Source organism: Sinobaca sp. TMA16-18 (assembly GCF_059510535.1).
Window position 1 is genome coordinate 160053 of sequence record NZ_JCAKFM010000001.1, and the last position, 25279, is coordinate 185331.

Annotated in this window: 23 protein-coding genes; all 23 read right to left on the reverse strand. The window is 46.3% G+C overall.

The genetic code is table 11. From position 1 onward, the window contains the following. Positions 1–25 precede the first annotated feature (25 nt). The 23 genes from truB to flhA all read right to left on the reverse strand — a co-directional run bounded on the left by truB (position 26) and on the right by flhA (position 25273). The gene (gene truB, locus AC5W14_RS00850) at positions 26–940 is read right to left on the reverse strand and encodes a tRNA pseudouridine(55) synthase TruB (RefSeq protein WP_496059486.1); all 915 of its coding nucleotides are present in this window, start codon (positions 938–940) and stop codon (positions 26–28) included. Positions 941–1081: 141 nt separating this feature from the next. Then, positions 1082–1435 carry a 30S ribosome-binding factor RbfA gene (gene rbfA / locus AC5W14_RS00855; RefSeq protein ID WP_496059485.1) on the reverse strand — a complete coding sequence of 118 codons (354 nt, stop codon included), beginning with the start codon at positions 1433–1435 and terminating at the stop codon, positions 1082–1084. A 15-nt stretch (positions 1436–1450) separates the two neighbouring features. After that, complete coding sequence (locus tag AC5W14_RS00860; RefSeq protein WP_496059484.1) at positions 1451–1729, reverse strand: DUF503 domain-containing protein; 279 nt, start codon at positions 1727–1729, stop codon at positions 1451–1453. Next, positions 1726–3828: a translation initiation factor IF-2 gene (gene infB / locus AC5W14_RS00865; protein ID WP_496059483.1), complete on the reverse strand. Its 2103-nt coding sequence runs from the start codon at positions 3826–3828 to the stop codon at positions 1726–1728. The genes AC5W14_RS00860 and infB overlap by 4 nt, the downstream gene beginning before the upstream one ends. A gap of 18 nt (positions 3829–3846) precedes the next feature. Further along, positions 3847–4149, reverse strand: coding sequence for a YlxQ family RNA-binding protein (locus AC5W14_RS00870; RefSeq protein ID WP_496059482.1), 303 nt, complete (start codon positions 4147–4149; stop codon positions 3847–3849). Next, positions 4146–4418, reverse strand: a complete 273-nt coding sequence (gene rnpM, locus AC5W14_RS00875; RefSeq protein WP_496059481.1) for an RNase P modulator RnpM — start codon at positions 4416–4418, stop codon at positions 4146–4148. Before rnpM ends, AC5W14_RS00870 begins: the two co-directional genes overlap by 4 nt. 26 nt (positions 4419–4444) lie before the next feature. Then, positions 4445–5548 carry a transcription termination factor NusA gene (gene nusA, locus AC5W14_RS00880; protein ID WP_496059480.1) on the reverse strand — a complete coding sequence of 368 codons (1104 nt, stop codon included), beginning with the start codon at positions 5546–5548 and terminating at the stop codon, positions 4445–4447. A gap of 31 nt (positions 5549–5579) precedes the next feature. Next, the gene (rimP, locus tag AC5W14_RS00885; protein WP_496059479.1) at positions 5580–6050 is read right to left on the reverse strand and encodes a ribosome maturation factor RimP; all 471 of its coding nucleotides are present in this window, start codon (positions 6048–6050) and stop codon (positions 5580–5582) included. Positions 6051–6310: 260 nt separating this feature from the next. Then, entirely contained in the window at positions 6311–10609 is a 4299-nt protein-coding gene (locus AC5W14_RS00890) for a PolC-type DNA polymerase III (RefSeq protein WP_496059478.1), read from the reverse strand. 111 nt (positions 10610–10720) lie between these two features. Continuing rightward, positions 10721–12421, reverse strand: a complete 1701-nt coding sequence (locus AC5W14_RS00895; protein WP_496193492.1) for a proline--tRNA ligase — start codon at positions 12419–12421, stop codon at positions 10721–10723. A gap of 164 nt (positions 12422–12585) precedes the next feature. Beyond that, complete coding sequence (gene rseP / locus AC5W14_RS00900; protein WP_496059476.1) at positions 12586–13851, reverse strand: RIP metalloprotease RseP; 1266 nt, start codon at positions 13849–13851, stop codon at positions 12586–12588. A 13-nt stretch (positions 13852–13864) separates the two neighbouring features. Beyond that, complete coding sequence (locus AC5W14_RS00905) at positions 13865–15010, reverse strand: 1-deoxy-D-xylulose-5-phosphate reductoisomerase (RefSeq protein WP_496059475.1); 1146 nt, start codon at positions 15008–15010, stop codon at positions 13865–13867. Positions 15011–15053: 43 nt separating this feature from the next. After that, positions 15054–15854, reverse strand: a complete 801-nt coding sequence (locus AC5W14_RS00910) for a phosphatidate cytidylyltransferase (RefSeq protein WP_496059474.1) — start codon at positions 15852–15854, stop codon at positions 15054–15056. Positions 15855–15868: 14 nt separating this feature from the next. Further along, entirely contained in the window at positions 15869–16633 is a 765-nt protein-coding gene (gene uppS / locus AC5W14_RS00915) for an undecaprenyl pyrophosphate synthase (RefSeq protein WP_496193493.1), read from the reverse strand. Positions 16634–16870: 237 nt separating this feature from the next. After that, positions 16871–17428 (reverse strand): ribosome recycling factor, encoded by a 558-nt coding sequence (gene frr, locus AC5W14_RS00920; RefSeq protein WP_496059472.1) that lies wholly within the window; start codon positions 17426–17428, stop codon positions 16871–16873. Positions 17429–17430: 2 nt separating this feature from the next. Next, a complete protein-coding gene (gene pyrH, locus AC5W14_RS00925; RefSeq protein WP_496059471.1) occupies positions 17431–18147 on the reverse strand; it encodes a UMP kinase in 717 nt (238 codons plus the stop codon). A 102-nt stretch (positions 18148–18249) separates the two neighbouring features. Next, positions 18250–19131, reverse strand: a complete 882-nt coding sequence (gene tsf, locus AC5W14_RS00930) for a translation elongation factor Ts (protein ID WP_496059470.1) — start codon at positions 19129–19131, stop codon at positions 18250–18252. Between the two features lie 116 nt (positions 19132–19247). Next, the gene (rpsB, locus tag AC5W14_RS00935) at positions 19248–19997 is read right to left on the reverse strand and encodes a 30S ribosomal protein S2 (RefSeq protein ID WP_496193494.1); all 750 of its coding nucleotides are present in this window, start codon (positions 19995–19997) and stop codon (positions 19248–19250) included. 203 nt (positions 19998–20200) lie between these two features. After that, positions 20201–20980, reverse strand: a complete 780-nt coding sequence (locus tag AC5W14_RS00940; RefSeq protein WP_496059468.1) for a FliA/WhiG family RNA polymerase sigma factor — start codon at positions 20978–20980, stop codon at positions 20201–20203. Positions 20981–21004: 24 nt separating this feature from the next. Beyond that, positions 21005–21511: a chemotaxis protein CheD gene (locus AC5W14_RS00945; protein WP_496193495.1), complete on the reverse strand. Its 507-nt coding sequence runs from the start codon at positions 21509–21511 to the stop codon at positions 21005–21007. Beyond that, the gene (locus tag AC5W14_RS00950) at positions 21504–22133 is read right to left on the reverse strand and encodes a chemotaxis protein CheC (RefSeq protein WP_496193496.1); all 630 of its coding nucleotides are present in this window, start codon (positions 22131–22133) and stop codon (positions 21504–21506) included. Before AC5W14_RS00950 ends, AC5W14_RS00945 begins: the two co-directional genes overlap by 8 nt. 26 nt (positions 22134–22159) lie before the next feature. Beyond that, positions 22160–23212, reverse strand: coding sequence for a protein-glutamate methylesterase/protein-glutamine glutaminase (locus tag AC5W14_RS00955; protein WP_496193497.1), 1053 nt, complete (start codon positions 23210–23212; stop codon positions 22160–22162). Positions 23213–23230: 18 nt separating this feature from the next. Next, positions 23231–25273, reverse strand: a complete 2043-nt coding sequence (gene flhA, locus AC5W14_RS00960) for a flagellar biosynthesis protein FlhA (RefSeq protein WP_496059465.1) — start codon at positions 25271–25273, stop codon at positions 23231–23233. Positions 25274–25279: the final 6 nt, after the last annotated feature.

Sequence of the window (25279 nt, forward strand, 5' to 3'; positions counted from 1 at the left end):
ACCTTTCCAATCGCCTCGGTTTCTGCTATGATCTGGCTTCGATGTAGAGCATAGTTTTTGGCTTTATTTTATCCGGTTTTGAAGGATGTCTTTCGTATACAGCCAGCGGTATAGAACCGGTCATAAATATAAAAGGGGAAGGCATGTCTTCCTGATAAGGAAGTACAGCCCCGTTTTTAATCAGCGCCAGCTCCTCCTCAGCCGCCTCCCGCCTGTCAATATGGGCCAGTGCTTTGGTGATGGGAATAACAGCCTTTTCAAGCATGTGTTCCTCCTGCAGCTGTGCCAGCTCCTCCAGCGTCCAGCTGTCCTGTTCCCTAAAGGGCCCTGATCCTGTGCGTACAAGGTTTTTCATATGCGCGGGCACAGAAAGAGCCCGGCCTATATCAACAGCCAGCGTCCGTATGTAGGTACCTTTACTGCAGACAATGTCGCATTCAAATGTAAATGCGCCGTTATCATAAGACAGGCTGTCTTTGTTCAGCGTAATGGAATAAATCGTTACATTTTTGGAAGGTCTCTCTACGGTTTTTCCTTCGCGGGCATACTCATACAACTTTCTGCCATTCACTTTTACCGCTGAATACATAGGCGGAATCTGCACCAGCTCCCCGGTAAACTGCTTTAGCGTGTCTTCGATATCCCGTTGTGATACTTCGCCCGGGTCGAGCGTCTCGACGAGCTCGCCTTCCGCGTCTTCGGTTGTAGTGCTGCTTCCAAGTGACATCACACACCGGTAGCTTTTAGGAAGGTCCATCATGTAATCGGAGATTTTCGTCGCACGTTCGATACAGATCGGCAGCACGCCTTCTACCGCTGGATCCAGTGTGCCGGTATGGCCGACCTTTTTGGTGCGTGCGATTTTTCTCATCTTATATACGCAGTCATGTGACGTGATGCCTGCGGGTTTCCAAACGGGAATAATACCTTCTATACTCATAATGACGGCCCCTCTTATCTATTATCAATTCGCTCTTCTTATCTATACTAGCGTAAAACAAAAAGAACTGTCCATAAATGAAGTTCTATTTTCTTGAGAAAATAATCCTTCTTATGGACAGTTCTTTCCTATTTATATCTTCTATTTATCCTCTTCGTGATGGATTTCCTTAAGAAGGGATTCAATTCTATTTCCGTAATCGATCGATTCATCAAATTCAAACATAATCTCCGGTGTTTTGCGAAGCTGGATCCGCTTGCCGATTTCGCTGCGGATGTATCCTTTTGCTTTCGTCAAAGCCTGAAGTGCGTCATTTTTCTTTTCATCGTCACCGAGTACGGTAATAAACACTTTAGCCTGCTGCAGGTCTCCGGTCACGTCCACACCGGTTACTGTAATAAATTCAATTCTTGGGTCTTTAAGGTCTCTCGTAAACATGGAAGCTAATTCTTTTTTCATCTGCTCCCCGACCCGATTGGCACGAATATTACTCATCGTTCTTCCTCCTTCTTACAGCCACTCATACGTAGTGATTGTTCGTTCTATCTCCATTTCCCTGTCTGCCCATTCTAAAACGTGTGCCAGCTCTTTTTCGGCTGCTTTTTTTGAGTTGGCTACGGTAACAGCAGAGAGGGCTGCGAGGTTCCATGTGTCATGATAGTCCATTTCCGCAATGGATACATTGCAGTGCTTCCGGATTTTATTTTTCAGCCGCAAAAGCACAGAGCGCTTATCCTTTAAGGAATAAGCGCTGTGTATCAGGCATTCAAAATGAACGGCTCCGATCATGTGCGTTTAATTTCTTCCATGACATACGCTTCAATAACGTCGCCTTCTCGAAGATCATTAAACTTAGTTAATGTAACACCGCACTCATAGCCGGCACTTACTTCTTTTGCATCATCTTTAAAACGTTTCAATGCGTTAATCGCACCTTCATAGATAACAATGCCGTCACGGATAAGACGGACTGTAGAATCTCTTGTAATTTTACCTTCGGTTACATAGCTTCCTGCAATTGTACCGATTTTTGAAACTTTAAAGAGCTGGCGGATTTCCACCTGACCGATAACTTTTTCTTCGAATATCGGGTCAAGCATGCCTTTCATTGCCGCTTCAATTTCTTCGATCGCATCATAAATGACACGGTGCTGGCGGATGTCTACTTTTTCTACATCAGCCGTACGCTTGGCATTTACGTCAGGACGCACGTTAAATCCGATAATAATAGCATTCGAAGCGGAGGCTAAAATAACGTCTGATTCTGCGATGGCACCTGCTCCAGCATGAATAATATTAATCTTCACGCCTTCTACGTCAATTTTCTCCAACGAGCCTTTTACTGCTTCTACAGAACCCTGTACGTCTGCTTTCACAATAACATTGATCTCTTTCATGTTGCCGTCCTGAATCTGGCTGAACAGATCATCAATGCTGACGCGGTTCGTTAAGTTACGCTCTTCGTCTTTTGCTCTGGCAGCTCTTTGTTCCCCAACGCTGCGGGCTTTTTTCTCGTCTTCGAATACAACAAACTGATCGCCTGCCTGCGGTACGTCACTTAGACCCGTGATTTCAACCGGTGTGGATGGCGCTGCTGATTTAACGCGGCGGCCGATGTCATTGACCATAGCGCGGATTCGACCGAATGTGTTTCCTACTACGATTGGATCGCCGACGTGCATCGTTCCATCCTGAACAAGAAGGGTGGCAACCGGTCCTTTTCCTTTATCAAGTTCTGCTTCGATAACCGTACCCGTTGCGCGTTTATCCGGGTTCGCTTTATACTCTTCTACTTCTGCTACAAGAAGGATCATTTCCACGAGCTCGTTAATGCCTTCGCCTTTAATCGCGGAGACGTTAACAAAGATTGTTTCGCCGCCCCATGCTTCCGGAACCAGTTCAAATTCTGTCAGTTCCTGCATGACGCGATCCGGGTTGGCTCCTTCTTTATCCATTTTGTTTACCGCTACAATAATCGGCACTCCCGCAGCTTTCGCGTGGGCAATCGCCTCTTTTGTCTGCGGCATAACACCGTCATCTGCGGCAACGACAAGAATAGTGATATCTGTTACCTGCGCCCCGCGCGCTCTCATTGTAGTAAAAGCGGCGTGACCAGGGGTATCAAGGAACGTAATTTTTTTGTTGTTTTCTTCGATCTGGTAGGCACCGATATGCTGCGTAATGCCGCCTGCTTCGCCGGCTGTTACTTTAGTATGGCGGATCGAGTCAAGAAGCGTTGTTTTACCGTGGTCGACGTGACCCATGATAGTGACTACCGGCGGACGTTCTGTGCGGTTTTCTTCGCTGTCGTTTTCGTCGGTATAAATATCAATGTCAAGCTTGTCGATTACTTCTTCTTCTTCCGCTTCCACGCCGTAATCAGCGGTGATCATTTCAATTGTTTCTTTATCAAGCGATTCGTTTTTTGTTGCCATTACACCAAGCTTCATCAGTTTTTTAATGACTTCGGAAGAGTCCCGGTGCAGTTTTTCAGCCAGTTCTCCTACCGTTAAAGATTCGATAAACGTAATTTTTTTAGGAAGAGCCAGAATCTGGTGTGGCGACTTGCTCTGCTGACGGGAGCTGCCTCTTCTTTTTCCTCTGCCTCGTGGATTGGATTGGTTGCCTCGGTTATTTGGTTTCGAGTTATTTTTAGTATTATTCATATTTGTATTTTTCTTTCCCTCATTTTCTGTTTTTTTATTAGTAGAAGCTTTTGGGGCTTCTGCAGCCGGCTTTGCCGGTGCCTGGATTTTTTTAATATCCTCATCGCTAATAATCGACATATGGTTAGTAACTTCTACGCCTTTGCTTTTAAGAGCCTGGACAATGTCTTTACTGGACTTGTCCACCTGCTTGGCATATTCGTACACCCTCATTTTGCTCATAAGCCTAACCTCCACCTTCTAATTATCCAGCAATGAGATTAGCTTTTTCGCGAATCCTTCATCGGTAATCCCTACGGTTACCCGTTCCCCTTTGCCGAGCGCATGTCCCAGTGTTTCGCGGGTTCCGGCAATTCTGTACGGCACACGATAATAGCTGGATTTGTCGTTGAATTTCTTCTGCGTGTTTTCCGACGCATCTCCGGCTACAATGACAAGCCGGAGCGTTTGGCTGCGGATATCTTTTAAGACAGCTGTGTCACCGGTTTTTACTTTCCCGGCTCTCGCAGCAAGTCCGAGCAGTGAATAAAATTTATCATTCATACTTTTTTCCCTTTGTTTCTTTCCTGCAGTAAGCGGTCATAGTCATCCGGCGTAAGAGAGACTTTCAGGTGACGGGAGACAGCATCGCGTTTCTTTGCTTCCATAAACACGGATTCCTCATTCGTCAAATAAGCGCCGCGGCCGTTTTTTTTGCCGCTGAAATCAACACTTACCCAGCCTTCTTTATCACGCACAATGCGGACGAGCTCTTTTTTTGTGCCGGATTCTCCGCTTACGATGCATTTTCTAATAGGAGGTTTGCGTTTCAACTCTTCTCGCTCCTTTTAACGTGCTGTCATGACTCTTCGAAGCTGTCGTCCCAGGCTTCTTCTGCTGTTTCTTCTTTCGGGGTGTAAAGGCCGAGCTCTTCTGCTTCTGTCTGGCTTTTAATATCTATTTTCCATCCAGTCAGCTTTGCAGCAAGACGGGCGTTCTGTCCTCTTTTGCCGATCGCAAGCGATAATTGATAATCAGGCACAATAACGAGCGTGCTTTTGTTATCATCATCCACCTGCACATCAAGAACTTTAGAAGGACTCAAGGCGTTTGCTACATATTCAAATGGATCCGTGGACCATTCGACAATATCAATTTTTTCGCCTTTTAATTCATCAACAATAGCCTGCACACGCTGGCCGCGCTGGCCGACACAGGAACCTACCGGATCTACTTCCGGGTCTTCTGCATGAACCGATATTTTCGAACGGTCTCCAGCTTCTCGTGCAACCGAAATGATCTCTACAGTACCATCATATATTTCCGGCACTTCTAATTCAAATAGTCTTTTTAACAAACCGGGATGGGTTCTGGAAATAACGATCTGCGGACCTTTTGTCGTTTTTTCCACTTTCGTAATATATGCTTTAATCCGGTCGTTGTGCTTATAATTTTCATTGGGCATCTGCTCTCCCTGGGGAAGAAGCGCCTCTACTTTTCCAAGATCCACGTAAATAAACCGGTGATCCTGACGCTGAACGATACCTGTCATGATGTCTTCTTCACGGTCGATGAAATCAGAATAAATAATGCTTCTTTCTGCCTCACGTACCCGCTGGGTCACGACCTGTTTTGCTGTCTGCGCCGCGATACGACCGAAGTTTTTTGGTGTCACTTCAAGTTCTACGACGTCGTCCAGCTCATATTCCGAGTACATTTCCCGGGCCTCTGCAAGCGAAATCTCCAGTCTTGGATCAAATACCTCTTCGACTATTTCTTTTCTTGCGAACACGCGGATGCTTCCGTTATCACGGCTTACATCCACCCGTACATTCTGGGCCTGGTTAAAGTTACGCTTATACGCTGAAATTAATGCAGCTTCAATCGCTTCCAGAATGATTTCTTTTTCAATACCTTTATCTTTTTCCAGTGAATTTAGTGCATCCATAAAATCTGTATTCACGAATTATCCTCCCCCTTGTTATCGGTACCTCTTAAAATTCGATGGCCAGTCTTGCTTTTGCTACTTTTTTATAAGGAACTTCCATTCGGACTTTCTTCTGCTTTTCTTTCTGGCTGATTTCAAGAATGCCATCCTGAAAAGAGAGAAGCGTTCCTTCGAAGACTTTATCACCATTTAAAGGCTTGTAGGTCGTAATGTTAATATACTTCCCTACTGCACGCTTAATATCTTCTTCCGATTTAAGCGGACGCTCGGCACCCGGCGAAGATACTTCAAGGTAATAATTTTCGTTTACTGGATCCTGTTCATCAAGTTTTTCACTCAGTTTTTCACTTACGGTCCCACAGTCTTCAATAGCTATTCCTTTTGGACTATCTATATACACACGCAGAAACCAATTTTTTCCTTCTTTTTTATATTCCACTTCAACTAGTTCTAGCCCTAAATCTTCCAAGATGGGCTGAACAAGTCGTTTGGCGGTATCTTTGACCCGCTCGCTCATAACCATCCTCCTTGATTTATATGATAAGCTGTTTATTTTACGCTACGCCTGTTCATGTATGAAATAAGTGCAAAATACCCTTTTTTACAAACGAAAGAGTGGGTATTTACCCACTCTTCTCCCGACGCTTCATATCCATTGCTTTCGAATAAAAGATTACCATAAAACAGCCGGAAATGCAACCAAAGCTTGTTTTCATGCGACTTACAAGCTTCTATTGTTCGTTTTATCACCCGGCTGTTGTTCGTTCAGGCTTGTTTTTAAAATAAAGACAGCTGGTTGGAATCCGGAAGCCCCTGGAGGCAGCCGTGCAGATCGAGATTTTCAATCACCGTCTTGGTTGCTTTACTGCGCTGCTGCAGGTCTTCCTTGGAAAGGAATTCACCGCCTTCTCTCGCTTTTACAATGCTGGCAGCGGCGTTTGTGCCGACGCCGTCCAATGCGTTGAACGGAGGAATCAGCGTATCTCCTTCCACGATAAACTCTGATGCCTTGGAGCGGTAGAGGTCGGCTTTCTGGAAGGAATAACCCCGTTCCACCATCTCAAGGGCAAGTTCGAGCACGGTGACGATGTTTTTTTCTTTTGGCGTGGCATCAAACCCCTTTGCCTGTATTTCCTGAATCCGGCTTTTAATGGACGTACCGCCTTTGATCATCGTATTCAAATCAAAGTCATCGGCCCGGACAGTGAAATAAGCAGCATAGAAAAACATTGGGTGATGCACTTTAAAATAAGCTATCCGTACAGCCATCAATACATAAGCAGAAGCGTGGGCTTTCGGGAACATATATTTAATTTTCAAGCATGATTCCACATACCAGTCCGGCACGCCATGCTTTTTCATTTCCTCGACCCATTCTTCCTGGAGGCCTTTTCCTTTACGGACAAACTCCATAATTTTAAATGCCAGGGCATCGTCCACCCCTTTGTAAATCAGGTAAACCATAATATCATCACGACAGCCGATTACATCTTTTAGCTGGCACGTGCCGCTTTGAATCAGTTCCTGTGCATTTCCTAGCCACACGTCCGCGCCGTGGGAAAGTCCGGAAATCTGCAGCAGCTCTGAAAACGTGGTTGGGTTCGTTTCCTCAAGCATCTGCCGGACGAACCTTGTACCGAATTCAGGAATGCCATAGGTGCCGGTTTTACACATAATCTGCTCCGGTGTCACGCCGAGAACTTCCGGCGAACTGAATATTTTCATTACTTCTTTGTCATCCACCGGAATCGTCTTCGGATCAATACCGCTTAGATCCTGGAGCATACGGATCACAGTAGGGTCATCGTGTCCCAGAATATCAAGTTTCAGCAGATTATCATGAATAGAATGGAAGTCAAAGTGAGTCGTGCGCCACTCCGACGTTTTATCATCCGCTGGAAACTGCACCGGGCTGAAATCGTGAATATCATATTCCTCTGGTACAACAATAATACCTCCCGGGTGCTGGCCTGTTGTCCGCTTGACACCGGTGCATCCGGACACAAGCCGGTCAATTTCCGCTCCGCGCAGGTGCATGTCATGATCGCTTTGGTAGCCTTTTACATACCCGTAGGCCGTCTTATCAGCAACGGTTCCTATCGTTCCCGCCCGGTAGACATTCTTTTCGCCGAAGAGTTCTTTCGTGTAGTGGTGGGCTCTCGGTTGATAGTCACCGGAGAAATTCAAGTCAATATCAGGAACCTTATCCCCTTTAAATCCCAGAAACGTTTCAAAGGGAATATCCTGCCCTTCTTTAATGTACGTGCTCCCGCACTTTTCACACGCTTTGTCAGGCAGGTCATAGCCCGACATCACGGAGCCGTCGTTAAAGAAATAAGAATGCTTGCAGGATGGACATACATAGTGGGGCGGCAGCGGATTCACTTCCGTGATTTCGGTCATCGTGGCTACAAACGAAGAGCCGACCGATCCTCTGGAACCGACGAGGTAACCGTCATCCAGTGATTTTTTAACAAGCTTCTGGGAGATAAGATAAATAACATCAAACCCGTGCCCGATAATACTGGCCAACTCTTTTTCCAATCTGCTTTCGACAATTTCAGGAAGCGGCGAGCCGTAAAGCTCCGATGCTTTCGTATAGCACATATCCCTGATTTCTTTATCCGAGCCTTCAATCGTCGGCGTATACAGCTTGTCGGGAATCGGATGGATTTCCTCCACTGAATCGGCAAGGGCTCTTGATTCCGTCACGACTACTTTCTTTGCCAGGTCTTCCCCAAGAAACGAAAACTCCTCCAGCATTTCATCGGTCGTCCGGAAATGCACGGCAGGCAGCGTCTGGCGGTTCAAAGGATTCGCACCTCCCTGGGAGGCTACAAGTATTTTCCGGTACACGCTGTCTTCCGGCTCAATATAATGGGCATTTCCCGTAGCAATAACAGGCTTCCCTAGTTCTTCACCGAGAGCGGCTATTTTTTTGGTGATGTCATAGATCGCATTCTGGTCTTTCAGCAGCTCTTTTTCCACGAGGTGCGCGTAGTTTCCGGGCGGCTGTATTTCAAGATAATCATAAAATTCTGCGGCCGCTTTCGCTTCTTCCGCCGACTTCTGCATCATCGTTTCAAATACTTCCCCTTTGTCACAGCCGGAACCGACAATCAGCCCGGTCCGGTGCTTCTCCAGGACCGATCTTGGAATCCGCGGGTTGCGGAAGAAATACTCCAGATGGGACTTGGAAATGAGCGTATAGAGATTTTTCAGCCCTTCCTGGGTCTGGGCAATCAGCGTGCAGTGCGAAGGACGAAGCCGGTAAAAGTCACCCTGGCCCATGTTCTGGTTCAGCTGATTATGGTTGGCAATGTCTTTATTCATGGCATCTTTGAGCATTTTCCACAACAGATACCCCGTGGCTTCCGCATCATAAATCGCCCGGTGATGGCTGACTAATTCAATATCGAATGCCTTACATAATGAGTTCAGACGGTGATTTTTCAAATGCGGGTATAAAAAACGTCCCAGCTCCAGTGTATCTATTACAGGGTTTCCTACTTTGCCCTGCTCCATTTTCCGGTAGCCTTCATTTAAAAATCCCATATCAAAGCTTGCATTATGGGCAACAAGAATATTGTCCCCCATGAATGTTTCAAAATCCGTAAGCACGTCCCTTAATTCCGGTGCGCCTTCAAGCATATCGTCTGTAATACCGGTTAAATCAATAATCGTGTCGGAGAGCTTCTGGTGCGGGTTGGCAAAGCGCTCAAACCGGTCGACAATTTCTCCGTCAATAATTTTCACGGCAGCCAGTTCAATAATCGTGTCGTATACAACGCTGAGCCCTGTGGTTTCAACGTCAAACACGATATACGTGCCGGAAGCCAGATCCCGGTCTGCTTCGTTGTACGCAATGGGCACTCCGTCATCCACCAGGTTGGCTTCGAGTCCGTAAAGAATTTTAACACCATGTTTTTTCGAAGCGTTGTAGGCATCCGGAAAGGACTGAGCTACACCGTGATCCGTAATAGCCACAGCCTTATGTCCCCATTCGGCTGCTTTTGCTACATAGGCGGAGGCCGTAGTTGTCGCATCCATCTGGCTCATATTGGTGTGGGCATGAAGCTCGACTCTTGTTTCTTCAGGATCTGCTTTATCCGTTCTTACTGCCGGCTGAATCTGTGTGACATCGTTTCCGATCATTACAAGGTCGCGTACAAATGTATCGTTCTGCACGCCGCCTCTTACTTTTACCCACATTCCTTTTTTGAGAGCCATGTACATCGGCAGATCCTCTTTGTCTCTGGAAAACATTTTCACGCTGATGGAATCGGTATAATCGGTAATTTTAAATGTTAAAAGCGTCCGTCCGCTCCGCAGCTCCCTTGTTTCCGCTTCGAAAATATACCCCTGAATCGCAATCCGTCGTTCTTCATCCTGGATTGTTTCAATCGGCACGGGCTCTTCTTTAATAGGATAGCCGATACGCAGTGAACCGGAATCGCCGGCTTTTTTAGAACGGTCTTCTTGTTTTTTACGCTCCATCATGGCTTCTACTACTTTGGAGTGATCTTCTTCTTTCTTTTTTTCCTCAAATGCTTCCCGTTCTTCCTCTGAATTCTTGACTTCTCCTTTAACTATGCACTTGCCAAATCCAAGCCCCGGCATAATTTCCTGAAGGGAATCCGAGAGCTTACGCTCCATCATGGACGCTTCCGCTTCATTTTTACAGGCAAGCGTAATGGTGTTGTTTTCAATCACCGGACTGCCGCCGTTCAAGCGCTGGCGTAAATGAGGAGCCATGCCATCGATTCGGTTAATTACGGCCGGCCAATAGGAAGGCAGGCGGTCAAATGGCTGTTCTTCTTTATATTGAATCGAAAAAGCAGTGGATGCTACATGAGTAAATGCTGCATTCATTTTCGTTTCAATTAGTTCGAATATGTCATAGGGAAGCGGCACAGGAAGGTAGAAATAAAAATGCCATTTTTTCTCCTGCTTGCTGATCTCAAGCTTCTCTATCCGCCCCTCCTGCAGATATCTTTCTTTTATGTCAGAGGGGACATCCAGCTGCTCCATCAGCAGCTGGAATCTTTCTTCTCTGATACGGTTGTCTGAACTCACTGCAGAGCACCCCTTTTCATTACTTTCTTCATAAAATTATCCCATGGTTTTCTTCGATTAGAAAGTGTCATTTCTAACAAAGGCCCATGGGATAATAGCGTGATTCTTTGATTATGCGTGTTCGTTTAAATAGTTCATAAGGCCGGATGCCGCCACTTCTACTGCTTCTCCGCCTTCTCTTAGTTTCACTTCAATAATGCCTTCAGCTGCTTTTTTACCGCAGGCTATTCTAACCGGAATACCGTATAAATCAGCGTCTTTAAACTTTACGCCCGCGCGTTCTTTGCGGTCATCGTATAACACATCAAAGCCAGCTTCGCGGAGCTCCTTGTACACGGACTCTCCGAGTGCGGCCTGGTCTTCCTGTTTTACGTTCAGGGCAAGCAGGTGCACATCAAATGGAGCCACATTCTTCGGCCAGATAATACCCGATTCATCATGGTGCTGTTCGATAATTGCAGCAATTGTCCGGCTTACTCCAATTCCGTAGCATCCCATAATTAAAGGCTGGGCTTTTCCCCGTTCATCCAGGAAGTCCGCTTTTAATGCTTTGGAATATTTGGTTCCCAGTTTAAATACCTGGCCGACTTCAATCCCTTTAGCAAAACGGATCGTTCCTTTTCCGTCCGGAGCAGGATCTCCTTCTTTAATAAAGCGCAGATCTTCATAAGAGCTGACTTTAAAATCACGGTCCGGATGCACGCTCATAAAGTGTTTATCTGCTTCATTTGCTCCGGTTACCGCTTCCGCTATGCCGCGCACAGCAAAATCAGCCAGGATCTTTACGTTTTCCGGGGCACGGACCGGGCCGATAAAGCCTGTTCTGCATCCCATCACCTGCTCAACTTCGGCATCTTCTGCCAGTCTGACTTCTGAGGTATCCAGCAGGTTGGCTACTTTAATCTCATTTACTTCGTGATCTCCCCTGACCAGCACAAGCACAGGCTCTTCTTCCGTCATGAATAGGACAGATTTAATGATGGAAGTGCTTTCTAATGAAAGACCTTTCATCAGCTCGTCAATCGTTTTCATTTCCGGTGTATCAACCGGCGCCATCGAAGCTTCCGGCTTTGCCGGCTTTTCATAGCCGTCGGCAATCTTTGCCACTTCGATATTTGCTGCAAAATCCGAGGCGTCCGAATAAGCAATTGTATCTTCGCCAACGTCGGAAAGAGCCATAAATTCATGGGTGCCGCCTTTGCCGCCAATCGCGCCGGCATCTGCTTCCACCGCACGGAAGTCAAGGCCGCAGCGCTTAAACACCGATTGATAGGCACGAAACATATTCCAATAGCTCTCTTCAAGTCCTTCTTCACTGCTGTCAAAAGAATACGCGTCTTTCATCAAAAACTCACGGGAGCGCAGGACGCCAAAACGCGGCCTTCTTTCATCCCGGTACTTGTTTTGAATCTGGTACAGGTTCACCGGCAGTTTTTTATAGGAATTCAACTCATCGCGCACGAGTGAGGTAATCACTTCTTCATGCGTAGCACCAAGAACAAAATCGCGGTTATGGCGGTCTTTTAAGCGCATCAGTTCCGGTCCGTAATCATCGATCCGTCCTGACTCTTCCCATATTTCTGCGGGCTGCACAGCCGGCATTAGAATTTCCTGTGCGCCGGCATTGTTCATTTCTTCTCTTACGATATTTTCAATTTTTCTAAGTACTTTGTAACCAAGCGGAAGGTAGCTGTATATGCCGGAAGCCGTCTGGCGGATAAGACCGGCCCGCAGCATCAGCTGATGGCTTGTTATATCTGCTCCCTGCGGTACATCCCGCATTGTGGGGCTGAAAAATGATTGTTGTCTCATAGTAGTAGGAACCCTCTTTCTTCAAGTTAAACAGACAGATGTTGTTCTGCCGGTATCGTTTTTGGATAAAACAAAGGCACCAGTACCCGCTCCCGACAAAAGGCTTACCTTTTGAGTCGTTATCTCCATCGAGAAAGCTCGGGCACTGAAGCCTTGCAGCATTATTATAAAAAGAAACGGTTTATATCATTCCACGTCACAGCAAGCATCAGCAGAATTAACAGCGCAAATCCGAGTAAGTGGACCAGGCCTTCTTTCTGCGGATCGATCGGCTTACGGCGGATCGCTTCCAGCCCGATAAAGATCAGCCTTCCACCATCCAATGCCGGAAGCGGCAGTAGATTGACAATACCGAGGTTTACACTCAGCATCGCCGCCCACTGAACGAGCACAAGAATACCGAGTGAGGCAACCTCGCCTGTGGCGTTATAGATACCTACAGGGCCGGCCAGATCATCAAGTGAAAATTGTCCGGTTAAGATTGTGCTCAGCACCTGAAAAATCAGTGTGGCTACGTTGTATACGCTAGTTGCACCGTATTCTATCGAGCCAAGGAAAGAATGTTCAGGAGCCGGCGCGTTGACGCCGATCTGACCGATTTCCTGTTCTGCCATTTCATCATACACGCTGTCCGGTTCCACCGTGATGGTCTGTTCTTGTCCGTCACGTACGATCTCAAATGGAACAGCCTCGCCTGGATTCTGCTGAATGACTGCCGTCATTTCCTGCCATGTGTCGACCTGCTGGCCGTCCACGGCGTTTACTTCATCGCCTTCTACCAGTCCGGCTTCCTCTGCGGGACTTCCATCAACGAGTTCTCCCATGGAAGCTTCTTCAGTCGGCACGCCGTTTATAAGCGCAAACGTCATAAACAGCACAAAGGCTAAAATAAAGTTCATCGCAGGTCCAGCAAATATGGTAAGAAACTTGGGACCCGGCTTTTTGGAGCCGAACTGTCTGTGGTACGGGGCAATCTGTTCCGGCTTTTCATCTACGATCATATTGCAGGCATCATCTACCTCAAAACGCTGCAGCTCTTCTTCGTCATCTGTGTAGGCTTCTATAAACAACTGTTTATCCAGGTCTATACGCTCGACAGACACTACTTTTGCTTCAGGATGCTTTGATTTATTGTTAACGATGATTTCTTTAACTTTGCCGGCGTCATTCCAGACCAGCCCTACTTCATATCCAGGCTTAATCTGCACCTGCTCCGGTTCTTCACCGGCCATGCGCACATAGCCTCCAAGCGGAAGCAGCCTGACTGTATACAGTGTTTCGTTACGCTTTGTTGAAAATATTTTCGGGCCGAAGCCTATTGCAAATTCCCGGCATAAAATACCGGCTTTTTTGGCAAAGTAAAGATGCCCCCATTCATGGACTGCCACCAGCACTCCAAAAATAATAATTATTGCAATTAATGTATCCAATTTTTTCCCACCTTTACCCTATTAAAGAGGCCACATATTCCCTTGTTTCTTTATCCACTTCAAGAATGGTCTGTAAATCAGGAGCACGCTGGGACGAGTGCCGATGCATTGCTTTTTCTATATAGTCTTCGATTGCTGTAAATGAGATCCGGCCTGCCAGAAATTCGGCCACCGCAATTTCATTTGCCGCGTTTAAAACAGTTGTCATGGTACCTCCGGTTTTCCCTGCATCATAAGCATACTGCAGACAGCGGTACCGGTCAAAATCGGGCTTTGAAAAATGAAGCGCTCCTGCTTCCCATAAGTTTAACCTGTTTGTATCTTTTAATTCAAGCCTTTTAGGCTGGGACAGGGCAAACTGAATAGGAACTTTCATATCAGGGGATCCAAGGTGGGCTATCACACTTTTATCCTTGTATTCCACGAGGGAATGCACGATACTTTCCCGGTGGATAACGACTTCAATATCTTCATACGGCATATCAAAAAGCCAGTGGGCTTCTATGACTTCAAACCCTTTGTTCATCATGGTGGCTGAATCGATCGTAATCTTGGCACCCATTGACCAATTGGGATGATTCAACGCATCCTCTTTTGTTACATTATGCAGCTGGTCCCGATTTAAATCACGAAAACTCCCCCCGGAAGCTGTAATAATTAAACGGTCTACGTCTTCTCTTCGATTGCCCAGCAGACATTGATAAATAGCCGAGTGTTCGCTGTCGACCGGCAGGAGAAGAACCTGATGCTCTTTCGCTGCCTGTGTCACAATATGTCCAGCTGTCACGAGCGTTTCTTTATTGGCAATCCCGATGTCTTTTCCTGCTTTAATTGCTGCAAGTGTCGGCTCGAGCCCGACACTCCCCATGACTGCGTTCATGAGAAAATCCGCTTCGCTGCAGGAAGCGGCTTCAATTAATCCGTCTCTGCCAAAAAGAATGCGCACCTTCGGGAATTCTTTTTGCAGCCACTCTGCATCTTCTTTTCGCGCTACGCTAACAAGCGACGGCTTAAATAGTGCTATCTGTTCTGCCGCAAGAGTGATATTTTTGCCGGCTGTCATTGCCACGAGCGAAAATTCTTCTGGATGGCCTTTTATAACGTCCAACGTTTGCGTACCGATAGATCCAGTGGACCCAAGCAGTGAGATTTTTTTCATAATAGTCTCCTTTATTGATCAGCCTGTCTGTAGTATGTACAACCTACGATAAAAAATAGAAAAAGTGCAGCAGCGGCATGACAAAAATCAAGCTGTCAAAGCGGTCCAGCACACCACCGTGTCCCGGCAGAAGCGTTCCAGAATCTTTCACGGCGTAATGACGTTTCAGTGCCGATTCCACCAGATCCCCGAGCTGTCCAAAAACAGACGCGGTTAAAATAAATGCCGTGACAATCCATGCGGAAGAGTAGATAGGAAAGAACATGTGAAATACCCACCCTACGATAAGCGCGGCACCAATTCCTCCTATAAATCCTTCAATTGTTTTTTTGGGGCTGATGTCCGGCCACAGCTTATGCTTTCCCCATTTCCGCCCGATAAAGTAAGCACCGGAATCGGTGGCCCAAATAATAAATAGGGTGAAAAATACAACAAGCAGCCCGATGTCGTCTATATGACGGGTAATAATCAGGTGATAAAATCCATAACCGACGTATACCGCTGACAAAATCACAAAACCAGCTTCGTCAAACGTAAAGGAATTTTTGGTTACTACAGTCCATGCGAGCAGAAACAATACCATAACGAAGAAGAGTTCTGATTTGGATACGTGATCTAAAAAGACAACGTCCAGCCACTCTGCGGGAATGAGGAGTGTCCACATAAACAGCATACTGACCAGACCCATAAAAGATCTGGCTTTAATATGTTTCATTCGAATCAGCTCATACATCGCAGCTGAAGCGATAAGTGCTACAAAGGCAGTAAAAAACACTCCGCCTGCAATAACAGCGCCAAGTAGAATAATGCCTCCAATTACTGCTGTTACTATTCGTTGTCTCATCGTGTCTCCCCCATCTAAACGCCCCCGTACCGCCGCTTCCTTTCCTGAAACACCTTAATAGCCTCTTCGAGGTGCTCCCCATTAAAGTCCGGCCAGAGAACATCTGTAAACCAAAACTCGCTGTAGGCAAGCTGCCACAGCATAAAGTTGCTCAGGCGGATTTCTCCGCTCGTGCGGATAAGCAGATCCGGATCCGGCAGATCACTGCTGAAAAGTCTGGCATTAATATCTTTTTCTGCTATATCTTCTGCACGGATGGAGCCGTTCTGCACTTCTTCTCCAAGCGCTTTTACAGCTCGTACCAATTCATCCCGTCCACCGTAATTCATCGCGATATTCATGACAATACCTGTATTGGCAGCTGTATCATCGATCGCTTTTTTTACAGCTTTCAGCGTATGGGCCGGGAGCAGCTCTGTACTTCCCATCATTTGTACTTTGACATTGTTTTTCATAAGTGCCGGTAGTTCCTTTGTAATAAACTTCTCCGGCATCCTCATCAAAAACTCCACTTCTGATTTCGGACGCTTCCAATTTTCAGTTGAAAAAGCGTACAAGGTAATGTATTTTATCCCCATTAGATGGGCTTTTTCGACAATACGATTAATGGTTTTCATGCCTTCCCGGTGTCCAGCTACGCGAGGCATGCCTCTTTCCTTAGCCCAGCGCCCATTTCCATCCATTATGATAGCAACGTGAGCCGGTATATTCCCTGATTTAGCAGCGTCGGCCTTTTGATGCGAGCGTTCTTCTGGATTTTTTAAAAATCTATCAATCATGGTTGGGGCACCAGCCTTCTTTTAATATGTAACCTATTATTTTTTCTGCCTGTCTTCTATGCCGGCAGAGTTATGCAGTCCTTTTTCATCTTAAAGCATTAGTGCTCTCAAACACAAGAGATGAGGGAAACTTTTCCTCCGAAGACATCGTCCCTTTTCTTTACTTCGCTTTATAAAAGGAAAAACCCTCCTGCAAGAAGAGGGTTTTACATTCTTTCTATTGTATCTACTGAACCGTTAAACTTCCATAATTTCTTTTTCTTTATCCGCTGCTGCTTTATCAATTTCAGCAATGTGCTGGTCTGTTACCTTTTGAATGTCATCCTGCTGGCGACGGAGATCGTCTTCTGTAATATCTCCATCTTTCTGCTGCTTTTTAAGAGAATCATTTGCATCGCGGCGGAGGTTACGGATAGCCACCTTAGCCTCTTCTGCGTATTTTCCGATTAGTTTGGATAAATCTTTACGGCGTTCTTCTGTAAGAGCAGGAATGGCAATACGAATCACTTCGCCGTCGTTGCTTGGCGTAAGGCCGAGGTTTGCTTTTTGGATTCCTTTTTCCATATCGTTGATGGAAGATTTATCATAAGGCGCTACGACAAGCAGGCGTGCTTCCGGGACAGAAATAGAAGCCAGCTGGTTAAGCGGCGTTTCTGCTCCGTAGTAGCTGACGATAACCTTATCAAGCATAGAAGGGTTTGCTCTTCCCGCTCTTAGTGTTGCAAGCTCCCGGTGAAAGGATTCGATCGACTTTTTCATTTTCGCGGATGCTTCTTGTTTTGCGTTCTCTGCCATGTTTATTTCCCCCTGATTACTGTACCAATTTTTTCTTTTAATACAGCTTTTTTAATATTGCCCTCTTCCATAATAGAAAATACCAGAAGTGGTATATCATTGTCCATACACAGCGTAGAAGCTGTCGAATCCATAACGCCAAGGTTGCCATTTAACAGATCAAGGTAGGTAAGCTCCTGATACTTTTTCGCTTCCGGATAAATAAACGGATCTGCGTCATATACGCCGTCTACTTTATTTTTAGCCATAAGAATCACTTCCGCTTCGATTTCAGCAGCGCGAAGAGCAGCTGTTGTATCCGTAGAGAAATAAGGATTTCCGGTACCTGCTGCAAAAATAACAACACGTTTTTTCTCTAAATGACGGATCGCTTTGCGTCTTATGTATGGTTCAGCCACCTGTCTCATTTCGATTGAGGTCTGTACTCTGGACTGAACGCCGTTGTCTTCCAGGCTGTCCTGAAGGGCCAGCGAGTTCATAACGGTAGCAAGCATTCCCATATAATCAGCTGTGGCACGGTCCATTCCTTTAGCGCTTCCTGCCATCCCGCGCCAGATATTACCGCCGCCGACTACGATAGCTATTTCTATATCATAAACAACAATCTCTTTGATCTGCATGGCTATCGACTGGATAACCTCCGGGTCAATTCCATACCCTAATTTTCCTGCAAGAGCTTCACCGCTTAATTTCAGTACAACTCTATTATACTTTTCCATCATTTACCCCCGATTGTCAGGCATTATTGTGCAATTCTTCTATAACATGGAAAGAGGGCCTGCCCCACTGGATATATCCAGGGAGCATACCCGCTTGCACCATTATTTTTTCACTTGGGACATAACTTCTTCAGCAAAGTTATCTTCACGTTTTTCCATGCCTTCTCCAACTTCATAGCGTACGAAGCCTTTTACTTCAGCACCGAAGCTTTTTACAAACTTGCCGACTTTCTGATCCGGATCCTTTACGAATTCCTGATCCAGCAGGCAGATCTGCTCGAAATATTTGTTAATGCGGCCTTCAACCATTTTTTCAACGATGTTTTCCGGCTTGCCTTCGTTAAGAGCCTGCTGCTTAAGAACTTCTCTTTCACGATCCGCTTCTTCCTGCGGTACCTGATCACGGGACGTATAGCTTGGGTTGATAGCGGCAATGTGCATGGCTACATCTTTAGCTGCCTGATCATCTGTTGTTCCTTCAAGAAGCGTAAGCACGCCGATGCGTCCTCCCATATGAAGGTAAGATCCGAAAGAGTCGTTATCGCTCTTCTTCACAATTTCAAAACGGCGGAGAGAAATCTTTTCACCGATCTTTGCGATTTGGTCATTCAGGTAATCCTGAAGCGTTACTCCTTCTTTGAAAGCAGCAGCAAGCGCCGTATCAACGTCTGCCGGCTCTTCGGAAAGAAGATAGGACGCTACGTCTTTTACTAGATTCTGGAAGTTTTCGTTTTTAGCAACGAAGTCTGTTTCTGCATTGATTTCAAGAATAACAGCTTTGTTTCCTTCGATCAGTACTGAGGAAAGTCCTTCTGCTGCTACACGGTCTGCTTTCTTTGCCGCTTTGGAAATACCTTTTTCGCGAAGATAATCAACTGCCTGATCCATGTCTCCGTCTGTTTCTGTAAGTGCCTTTTTGCAGTCCATCATTCCGGCTCCTGTTTTTGCGCGGAGCTCTTTTACCATACCAGCTGTAATTGCCATTGTTATATTCCTCCTCTGAATAAATGCCTGTTTCTTTTCTATAACAAAAGGATGATAAAGGGCAATCCCCTTATACCACCCTTTTGTGTACAGCACTCGTTGTTATAATGCTGTGATTATGAAATTGTTTCCTGATTTTCAACAGCTTCTTCTTCTGTTTCTTTCTCCAGTTCAGCCTGCTCCTGTGCTCTGTTTGCTTCAATAACAGCATCTGCCATTTTTGAAGTCAAAAGGCGTACAGCGCGGATCGCGTCATCGTTACCAGGAATTACTTTGTCAATTTCATCCGGGTCGCAGTTTGTATCTACAATAGAAACGATTGGAATGTTAAGCTTGTGCGCTTCTGCAACAGCAATTCTTTCCTTGCGCGGGTCAATAATAAAGATGGCTGCAGGCAGCTTCTTCATTTCTTTAATTCCACCAAGAAATTTTTCCAAACGGTCCATTTCTTTAACTAGCAGCATTACTTCTTTTTTAGGCAGGACTTCGAATGTTCCATTTTCCTGCATTTTTTCGATTTCTTTTAGGCGGGCAATACGCTTACGGATCGTTGCAAAGTTTGTAAGAGTTCCTCCGAGCCAGCGCTGATTGATATAAAACTGGCCTGAACGAATAGCTTCGTCACGGACGGAATCCTGTGCCTGCTTTTTCGTTCCAACGAAAAGAATTTTTCCTCCGTCTGCAGCAATGTCGCGTACGTAGTTGTATGCTTCTTCTACTTTTTTAACCGTCTTCTGAAGGTCGATGATATAGATACCATTTCTTTCAGTGAAAATGTAACGGCTCATTTTTGGGTTCCAGCGTCTAGTCTGATGACCGAAGTGTACCCCTGCTTCTAGTAATTGTTTCATGGAAATAACTGCCATGATTTATTCCTCCTTAGGTTTTTTCCTCCGCCTGCATCTTCTCTGCAATTGAGCTGCAATATGCAGCCACCTTGTTGCAGATCAGCCGAGCGTGTGTATTTAACACCGTCAATTAATATATCATATGCGTATAGGCAAATCAAGATAATGGACTTTATTTATTTGTAAATTATTTATTTGGCCCGCAGCAGTAAAGCCGGTGTTCATCCGTTGTTCTGCAGTTTTCTTTTTTCCAGCGCCTGCTTTAATTTGAAAAGAGCTTTGGAATGGATCTGGGAAATCCGGGACGTGGACAGGCTCATAATTTCCCCGATTTCAGTGAGCGTCATCTCTTCTGTGTAAAAAAGGCCGACGACCATTTTTTCTTTATCGGTGAGAGACTGAATGACTTCGGCAAGCTCCTGGATGGAAGCATCCTTCATCATTACATCTTCCGGGCTGAGGGTTTTCTCGTCACGTATCGCGACTTTAAAAGTTTCTGACTTATCCCCCTCTGCACTCTCTTCATCCATAGAAAGAACGTTCGCAAAAAAGCTTTCTGCGCTTACTTTACGAACTTCCGCCGTTGTTACATTCATCTGCTGGGCGACTTCTTCTTCGGTCACGTATCTGCCGTGTTTCTGCTCAAGCATCTCCGTCGTCTCTTCCAGTTTTTTTGATTTTTCCCTTAAGGATCTCGGCATCCAATCCTGCTGCCGGAGACCGTCCAGAATAGAGCCTTTAATACGAAAAGACGCGTAGGTGTCAAATTTCAAATCGCGGCTGAAGTCGAACTTTTTCATTGCATCATAGAGACCTGCCATCGCGTGGCTCCACAGATCATCCCGCCGTACACTTTTTGGCAGACCGGCGCCGATCCGCTGAACGTGGTAATGAACGAGCGGCTGGTATTCGTGCATGAGCTGATTGCAGGCATCCATGTCTTTATGCTCGATCCACTTTTCCCAAAGTTCCTGATGTTCATGAAAGGTTGTTCTTGCCATTGTAGTTCCCCCTTTTTTATTGTTTTAAATTACTTTTTCTTCTCCGTAGGCTTTTCGTATGTACAGGCCGGCCGAGACCGGATCAAATGTTATCGTTCTTCCTTTATCCCCGCCGGTATCTTCAGCAAGCAGAGGGACAGAGTATTGCTGCAGCGCTTCTTTCACCGCTTCTGCATTGCGGAAACCGATACTTTTGTTTTCTTTGGCAGGAGATATGGCAAACATCTGCGCTCCTCCTGCCATTTTTGCGGCCAGTTTCCGGGGGGAAATATGGTGCTGCCTGAAAAAATAAACAATATCTTCTATAGAAGTATCCGCAAATTTCGTTCTGAGCTGTTTGTTCTCCCACTGCTCCTCCGGGCAGCCGGGCAGAAGAATATGGGCCATCACTGCCAGCGGCTCGGAAGGAGAGTAAATGACAACACCGATGCAGGAACCAAGTCCCGATGTGCGGAGCAGTTCTTTATCTGCTGATGCTTTCCAATCGGACATGCCAACACGGATATAAAACGGTGTTGAAATGTTATTCATATAGTTTCTCCTCCAGCCTGCGCAGCAGTACTTGGTAGGAAGCGGCATCCGGAAGGAATAAAAACCGTCCTGAAGCCGATCCGCCGGGAATAGATGCGCTTTTCCATTCTGATTCCAGAAACAGCACCTCGTTCCGGGCTTCCTGCATGTAGCTCAATCCTTCATTCCATAAGGATACAGCCATATCGACTGCGGCAGATGGCGAAGCGGTCTGCATGTTTAAAGAGGTGAAATCGGCAATAGCGGAAATATACGCTCCCGACAAAATATTACCAAGCTCCATCAGCATTGAATGCAGGTACGGATCTGTTTTTAGTTCTTTCATTGTTACCGGCCGTCCTATGAGTGAACCGGCTAACGCATTAATATCTTCCTGTGAAAAAAGCAGATACACAATGCCCGCCATATCGCCGTAAAAAGGAAGCAGAGAAGCAGCCATCACTTCTTCTTTCTCTCCGTACTCAGACATAAGCTCCTGAAAAGAAACCACTTTCAAATGGACCGGCTGCATTGTAACTGGTTCTCCAAGCAGAATCGACAACGATCTTACAGCGTGGCCGGAACCAATATTGGCCGCTTCTTTGAGCATGTCCGCAAATTTCTCATCCAGTAACTGGTTCATTCTCTGCATCCTTTCTGTAGTAACCCTTAATGGGCGGCTGAACGTGTAAGAAACGCTGATATGTGCTCGAGCGGCAGACTCTCCACCCCATCCAGCTGTGCCGCTGCTTTTGGCATACCGTAGATAACGGCAGTCTCCTCTGATTCAGCGGCAATCCGGCCGGTGTTGTTTTCAAGCAGGCGCTTTACGCCCTCCATTCCATCTTTCCCCATTCCGGTAAGTACCGCCGCACTAACAGATACATGATTTAACGCGGCCAAAGATTTAAAAAGAACATCTACAGAAGGACGGTGTCCTTCGTTAGCTTCTTCGTCTGTAACCGAAAGAAACAACCTTCCTTCTTTTCTTCCTACACGCATCTGCCTGCCTCCCGGCGCAATATAAACCACGCCGTTTTCTGCGGTTTCATTATGTACGGCTTCTTTTACCTGCAGAGCAGAAAGCTGATTGAGCCGTTTAGCAAGCGATTCTGTAAAAGATGGCGGCATATGCTGAACAATAAAGACCGGAGCGCCAAGAGAGGCCGGCAGCGCCGGTACAACCGTCTGAAGAGCTTTCGGCCCCCCCGTGGATGTGCCGATTGCCAGTACGCTTCTCGAACCTGAAGCAATCAATCGTTTAGGCGCGACGGATGGCAGCGGAACTGCTGCACGGAAACTCTTTCTGTTTTGCAGCCGCTTCCCTGCTCCTGCCGCAGCCGCTATTCTTACTTTGGACAGAAATTCTTCTTTTATTTTTTCTATATCCAGTGATATGGACCCCGAGGGCTTTGCGACGACTTCTACCGCCCCCAGTTCAAATGCCTGAACGGCCATATCGGATCCGCGCTGCGTCTTTGAACTCACCATAATGACTGCAGGCTGCTCCGATGGAAGTTTTTTTAATACATCTATTCCTGTCATCACCGGCATTTCCACATCAAGGGTCATGACATCATATTGACCGGAAGCGACTTTTTCCAAAGCATCGCTCCCATTCCTTGCGACCGCTTTTGTTGTCATGTCCGTCTGGCTGTTTATAAATTCTGAAAGCATTTTTCTCATAAAAGCTGAATCATCTACTACCAGTACATTGATCAATGAACGGCCCCCTTTTTTCTATAGTTGAACGATGCCAATACTTTGGACTTCCTGGCTTGGTTCCAATTCATTGTAGGAAAGAACCGGTACCTGGGGCAGGTAGCGCTCAATCAGCTGGCGCAGGTGCATACGAACCGCCGGAGAACAAAGCAGCACGGTCTGGTGGCCCCCCGCTGCCGCCCGTTCTGTTTCCCGGCTGATAGATTCTAATATCTGCTGGCTTACTGCCGGATCCATTGCCAGATAATTTCCGTGTTCGGTCTGCTGAATATTGTCCGCAATCTGTTTTTCAATGCCCCCGCTGATTGTAATTACCTGCATGGCGCTTCCTTCCTGGGCAAACTGTTTGGTTATCTGCCTGGAGAGGCCCTGCCGCACGTATTCTGTAATGAGGTCCATATCTTTTGTCATCTGCCCGTATTCGGCGAGAATCTCAAAGATAGTCGGCAGGTTGCGAATTGATATCTTTTCTTTCAGCAGATTGGAAAGGACTTTTTGAATTTCCCCAAGCTGGAGCGGAGAAGGCGTTACTTCTTCCACGAGCGTTGGGTAGGTTTCTTTTAAATGGTCCACTAATTGTTTCGTTTCTTCACGTCCAAGCAGTTCATGGGCGTGCGCCTTTACGACTTCTGTTAAATGAGTGGATACAACTGAAGGCGGATCAACAACTGTGTAGCCGGAACCTTCCGCTGTGTCTTTCATATCCTCGGTTATCCAGAGCGCCGCCAGGCCGAATGCAGGCTCCACCGTGTCAATTCCCTGCACGGCAGGGTCTTCAATTCCAGGACTCATTGCCAGGTAATGGTCGAGAAGCATTTCTCCTCCCGCTACTTCATTGCCTTTCATTTTTATTACGTATTCGTTGGGCTGCAGCTGGATATTGTCCCTAATACGGATAACCGGCACAATCATTCCCATTTCAAGCGCCAGCTGGCGGCGGATCATTACAATCCGGTCAAGCAGGTCGCCTCCCTGGTTCGTGTCGGCCAATGGAATCAGTCCGTACCCAAACTCAAATTCAATCGGATCAACCGTAAGTAAATGAACCACATTTTCCGGAGATTTCATGTCCACTTCCTCTTCCTTCTGGCCTGCGGCCGCCGCCTCTTCTGCTTCGAGAGCTTCCGATTTAAGCGTCTTATTGGCAAACCAGGCTAACACAAAGAGCAGCGAAGCAATGGAAAACGTTAAAAAGAAATTAATTGGCGTAAATACTCCCAGGGAAAAAATGGAGGCCGCTGCAATATAGAGCATCGTAGGAAAAGCAAGCAGCTGACGGGTAACGTCGGATCCAAGATTCCCTTCTGATACGGCTCTCGTAACGATAATACCGGTGGCCGTCGAGATAAGCAGGGCGGGTATTTGACTGACAAGCCCGTCTCCTACGGTAAGAAGCGTAAACGTATTCGCTGCGGTACCCACATCCATACTGTGCTCGGTCATGCCGATCACGATACCAAAGATCATATTAATGATGACGATGACAATACCTGCAATGGCATCCCCTTTTACAAATTTACTCGCCCCGTCCATGGATCCGTAGAAGTCGGCTTCACGTTCAATTTTTTCGCGGCGCTGCTTGGCTTCCAGATCGGAAATCATGCCTGCATTTAAATCGGCATCAATACTCATCTGCTTACCCGGCATCGCATCAAGCGTAAATCTCGCACCTACTTCGGAGACCCGCTCGGCCCCTTTTACGATTACGACAAACTGAATGATAATCAAAATAAGAAATACTACAAATCCGACCAACGCACTTCCGGATATTACGAAGTTTCCAAATGTTTCAATAACGTTGCCGGCGTCGGCATTGCTAAGTATTGAACGGGTGGTGGAAACGTTCAGTCCCAGCCTGAATAACGTGACGAGCAAAAGAAGGGTAGGAAATATAGAAAATTCCAGAGGCTCTTTTGTATTCATTGCAACAAGAATAATGAGAAGGGCCAGGGAAATATTTAAAATGATCAATAAATCCAATATCAGGGTAGGAAGAGGAATAATCAGCATGACAACAATCATGATGACGCCGAACAATACGGAAAACTCTCTAATCTTCATTTACTT

Coding starts and splice junctions, on each gene's coding strand:
- tsf (WP_496059470.1), bottom strand. CDS start 19,131: ATGGCAATTACAGCTGGTATGGTAAAAGAGCTCCGCGCAAAAACAGGA.
- uppS (WP_496193493.1), bottom strand. CDS start 16,633: ATGATTGATAGATTTTTAAAAAATCCAGAAGAACGCTCGCATCAAAAG.
- AC5W14_RS00870 (WP_496059482.1), bottom strand. CDS start 4,149: ATGAATGATAAATTTTATTCACTGCTCGGACTTGCTGCGAGAGCCGGG.
- AC5W14_RS00895 (WP_496193492.1), bottom strand. CDS start 12,421: ATGAGACAACAATCATTTTTCAGCCCCACAATGCGGGATGTACCGCAG.
- frr (WP_496059472.1), bottom strand. CDS start 17,428: ATGGCAGAGAACGCAAAACAAGAAGCATCCGCGAAAATGAAAAAGTCG.
- AC5W14_RS00905 (WP_496059475.1), bottom strand. CDS start 15,010: ATGAAAAAAATCTCACTGCTTGGGTCCACTGGATCTATCGGTACGCAA.
- AC5W14_RS00940 (WP_496059468.1), bottom strand. CDS start 20,980: ATGGCAAGAACAACCTTTCATGAACATCAGGAACTTTGGGAAAAGTGG.
- rpsB (WP_496193494.1), bottom strand. CDS start 19,997: ATGGCAGTTATTTCCATGAAACAATTACTAGAAGCAGGGGTACACTTC.
- pyrH (WP_496059471.1), bottom strand. CDS start 18,147: ATGGAAAAGTATAATAGAGTTGTACTGAAATTAAGCGGTGAAGCTCTT.
- AC5W14_RS00860 (WP_496059484.1), bottom strand. CDS start 1,729: ATGATCGGAGCCGTTCATTTTGAATGCCTGATACACAGCGCTTATTCC.
- flhA (WP_496059465.1), bottom strand. CDS start 25,273: ATGAAGATTAGAGAGTTTTCCGTATTGTTCGGCGTCATCATGATTGTT.
- AC5W14_RS00950 (WP_496193496.1), bottom strand. CDS start 22,133: ATGAACCAGTTACTGGATGAGAAATTTGCGGACATGCTCAAAGAAGCG.
- rimP (WP_496059479.1), bottom strand. CDS start 6,050: ATGAGCGAGCGGGTCAAAGATACCGCCAAACGACTTGTTCAGCCCATC.
- AC5W14_RS00910 (WP_496059474.1), bottom strand. CDS start 15,854: ATGAGACAACGAATAGTAACAGCAGTAATTGGAGGCATTATTCTACTT.
- AC5W14_RS00945 (WP_496193495.1), bottom strand. CDS start 21,511: ATGAATAACATTTCAACACCGTTTTATATCCGTGTTGGCATGTCCGAT.
- rbfA (WP_496059485.1), bottom strand. CDS start 1,435: ATGAGTAATATTCGTGCCAATCGGGTCGGGGAGCAGATGAAAAAAGAA.
- infB (WP_496059483.1), bottom strand. CDS start 3,828: ATGAGCAAAATGAGGGTGTACGAATATGCCAAGCAGGTGGACAAGTCC.
- truB (WP_496059486.1), bottom strand. CDS start 940: ATGAGTATAGAAGGTATTATTCCCGTTTGGAAACCCGCAGGCATCACG.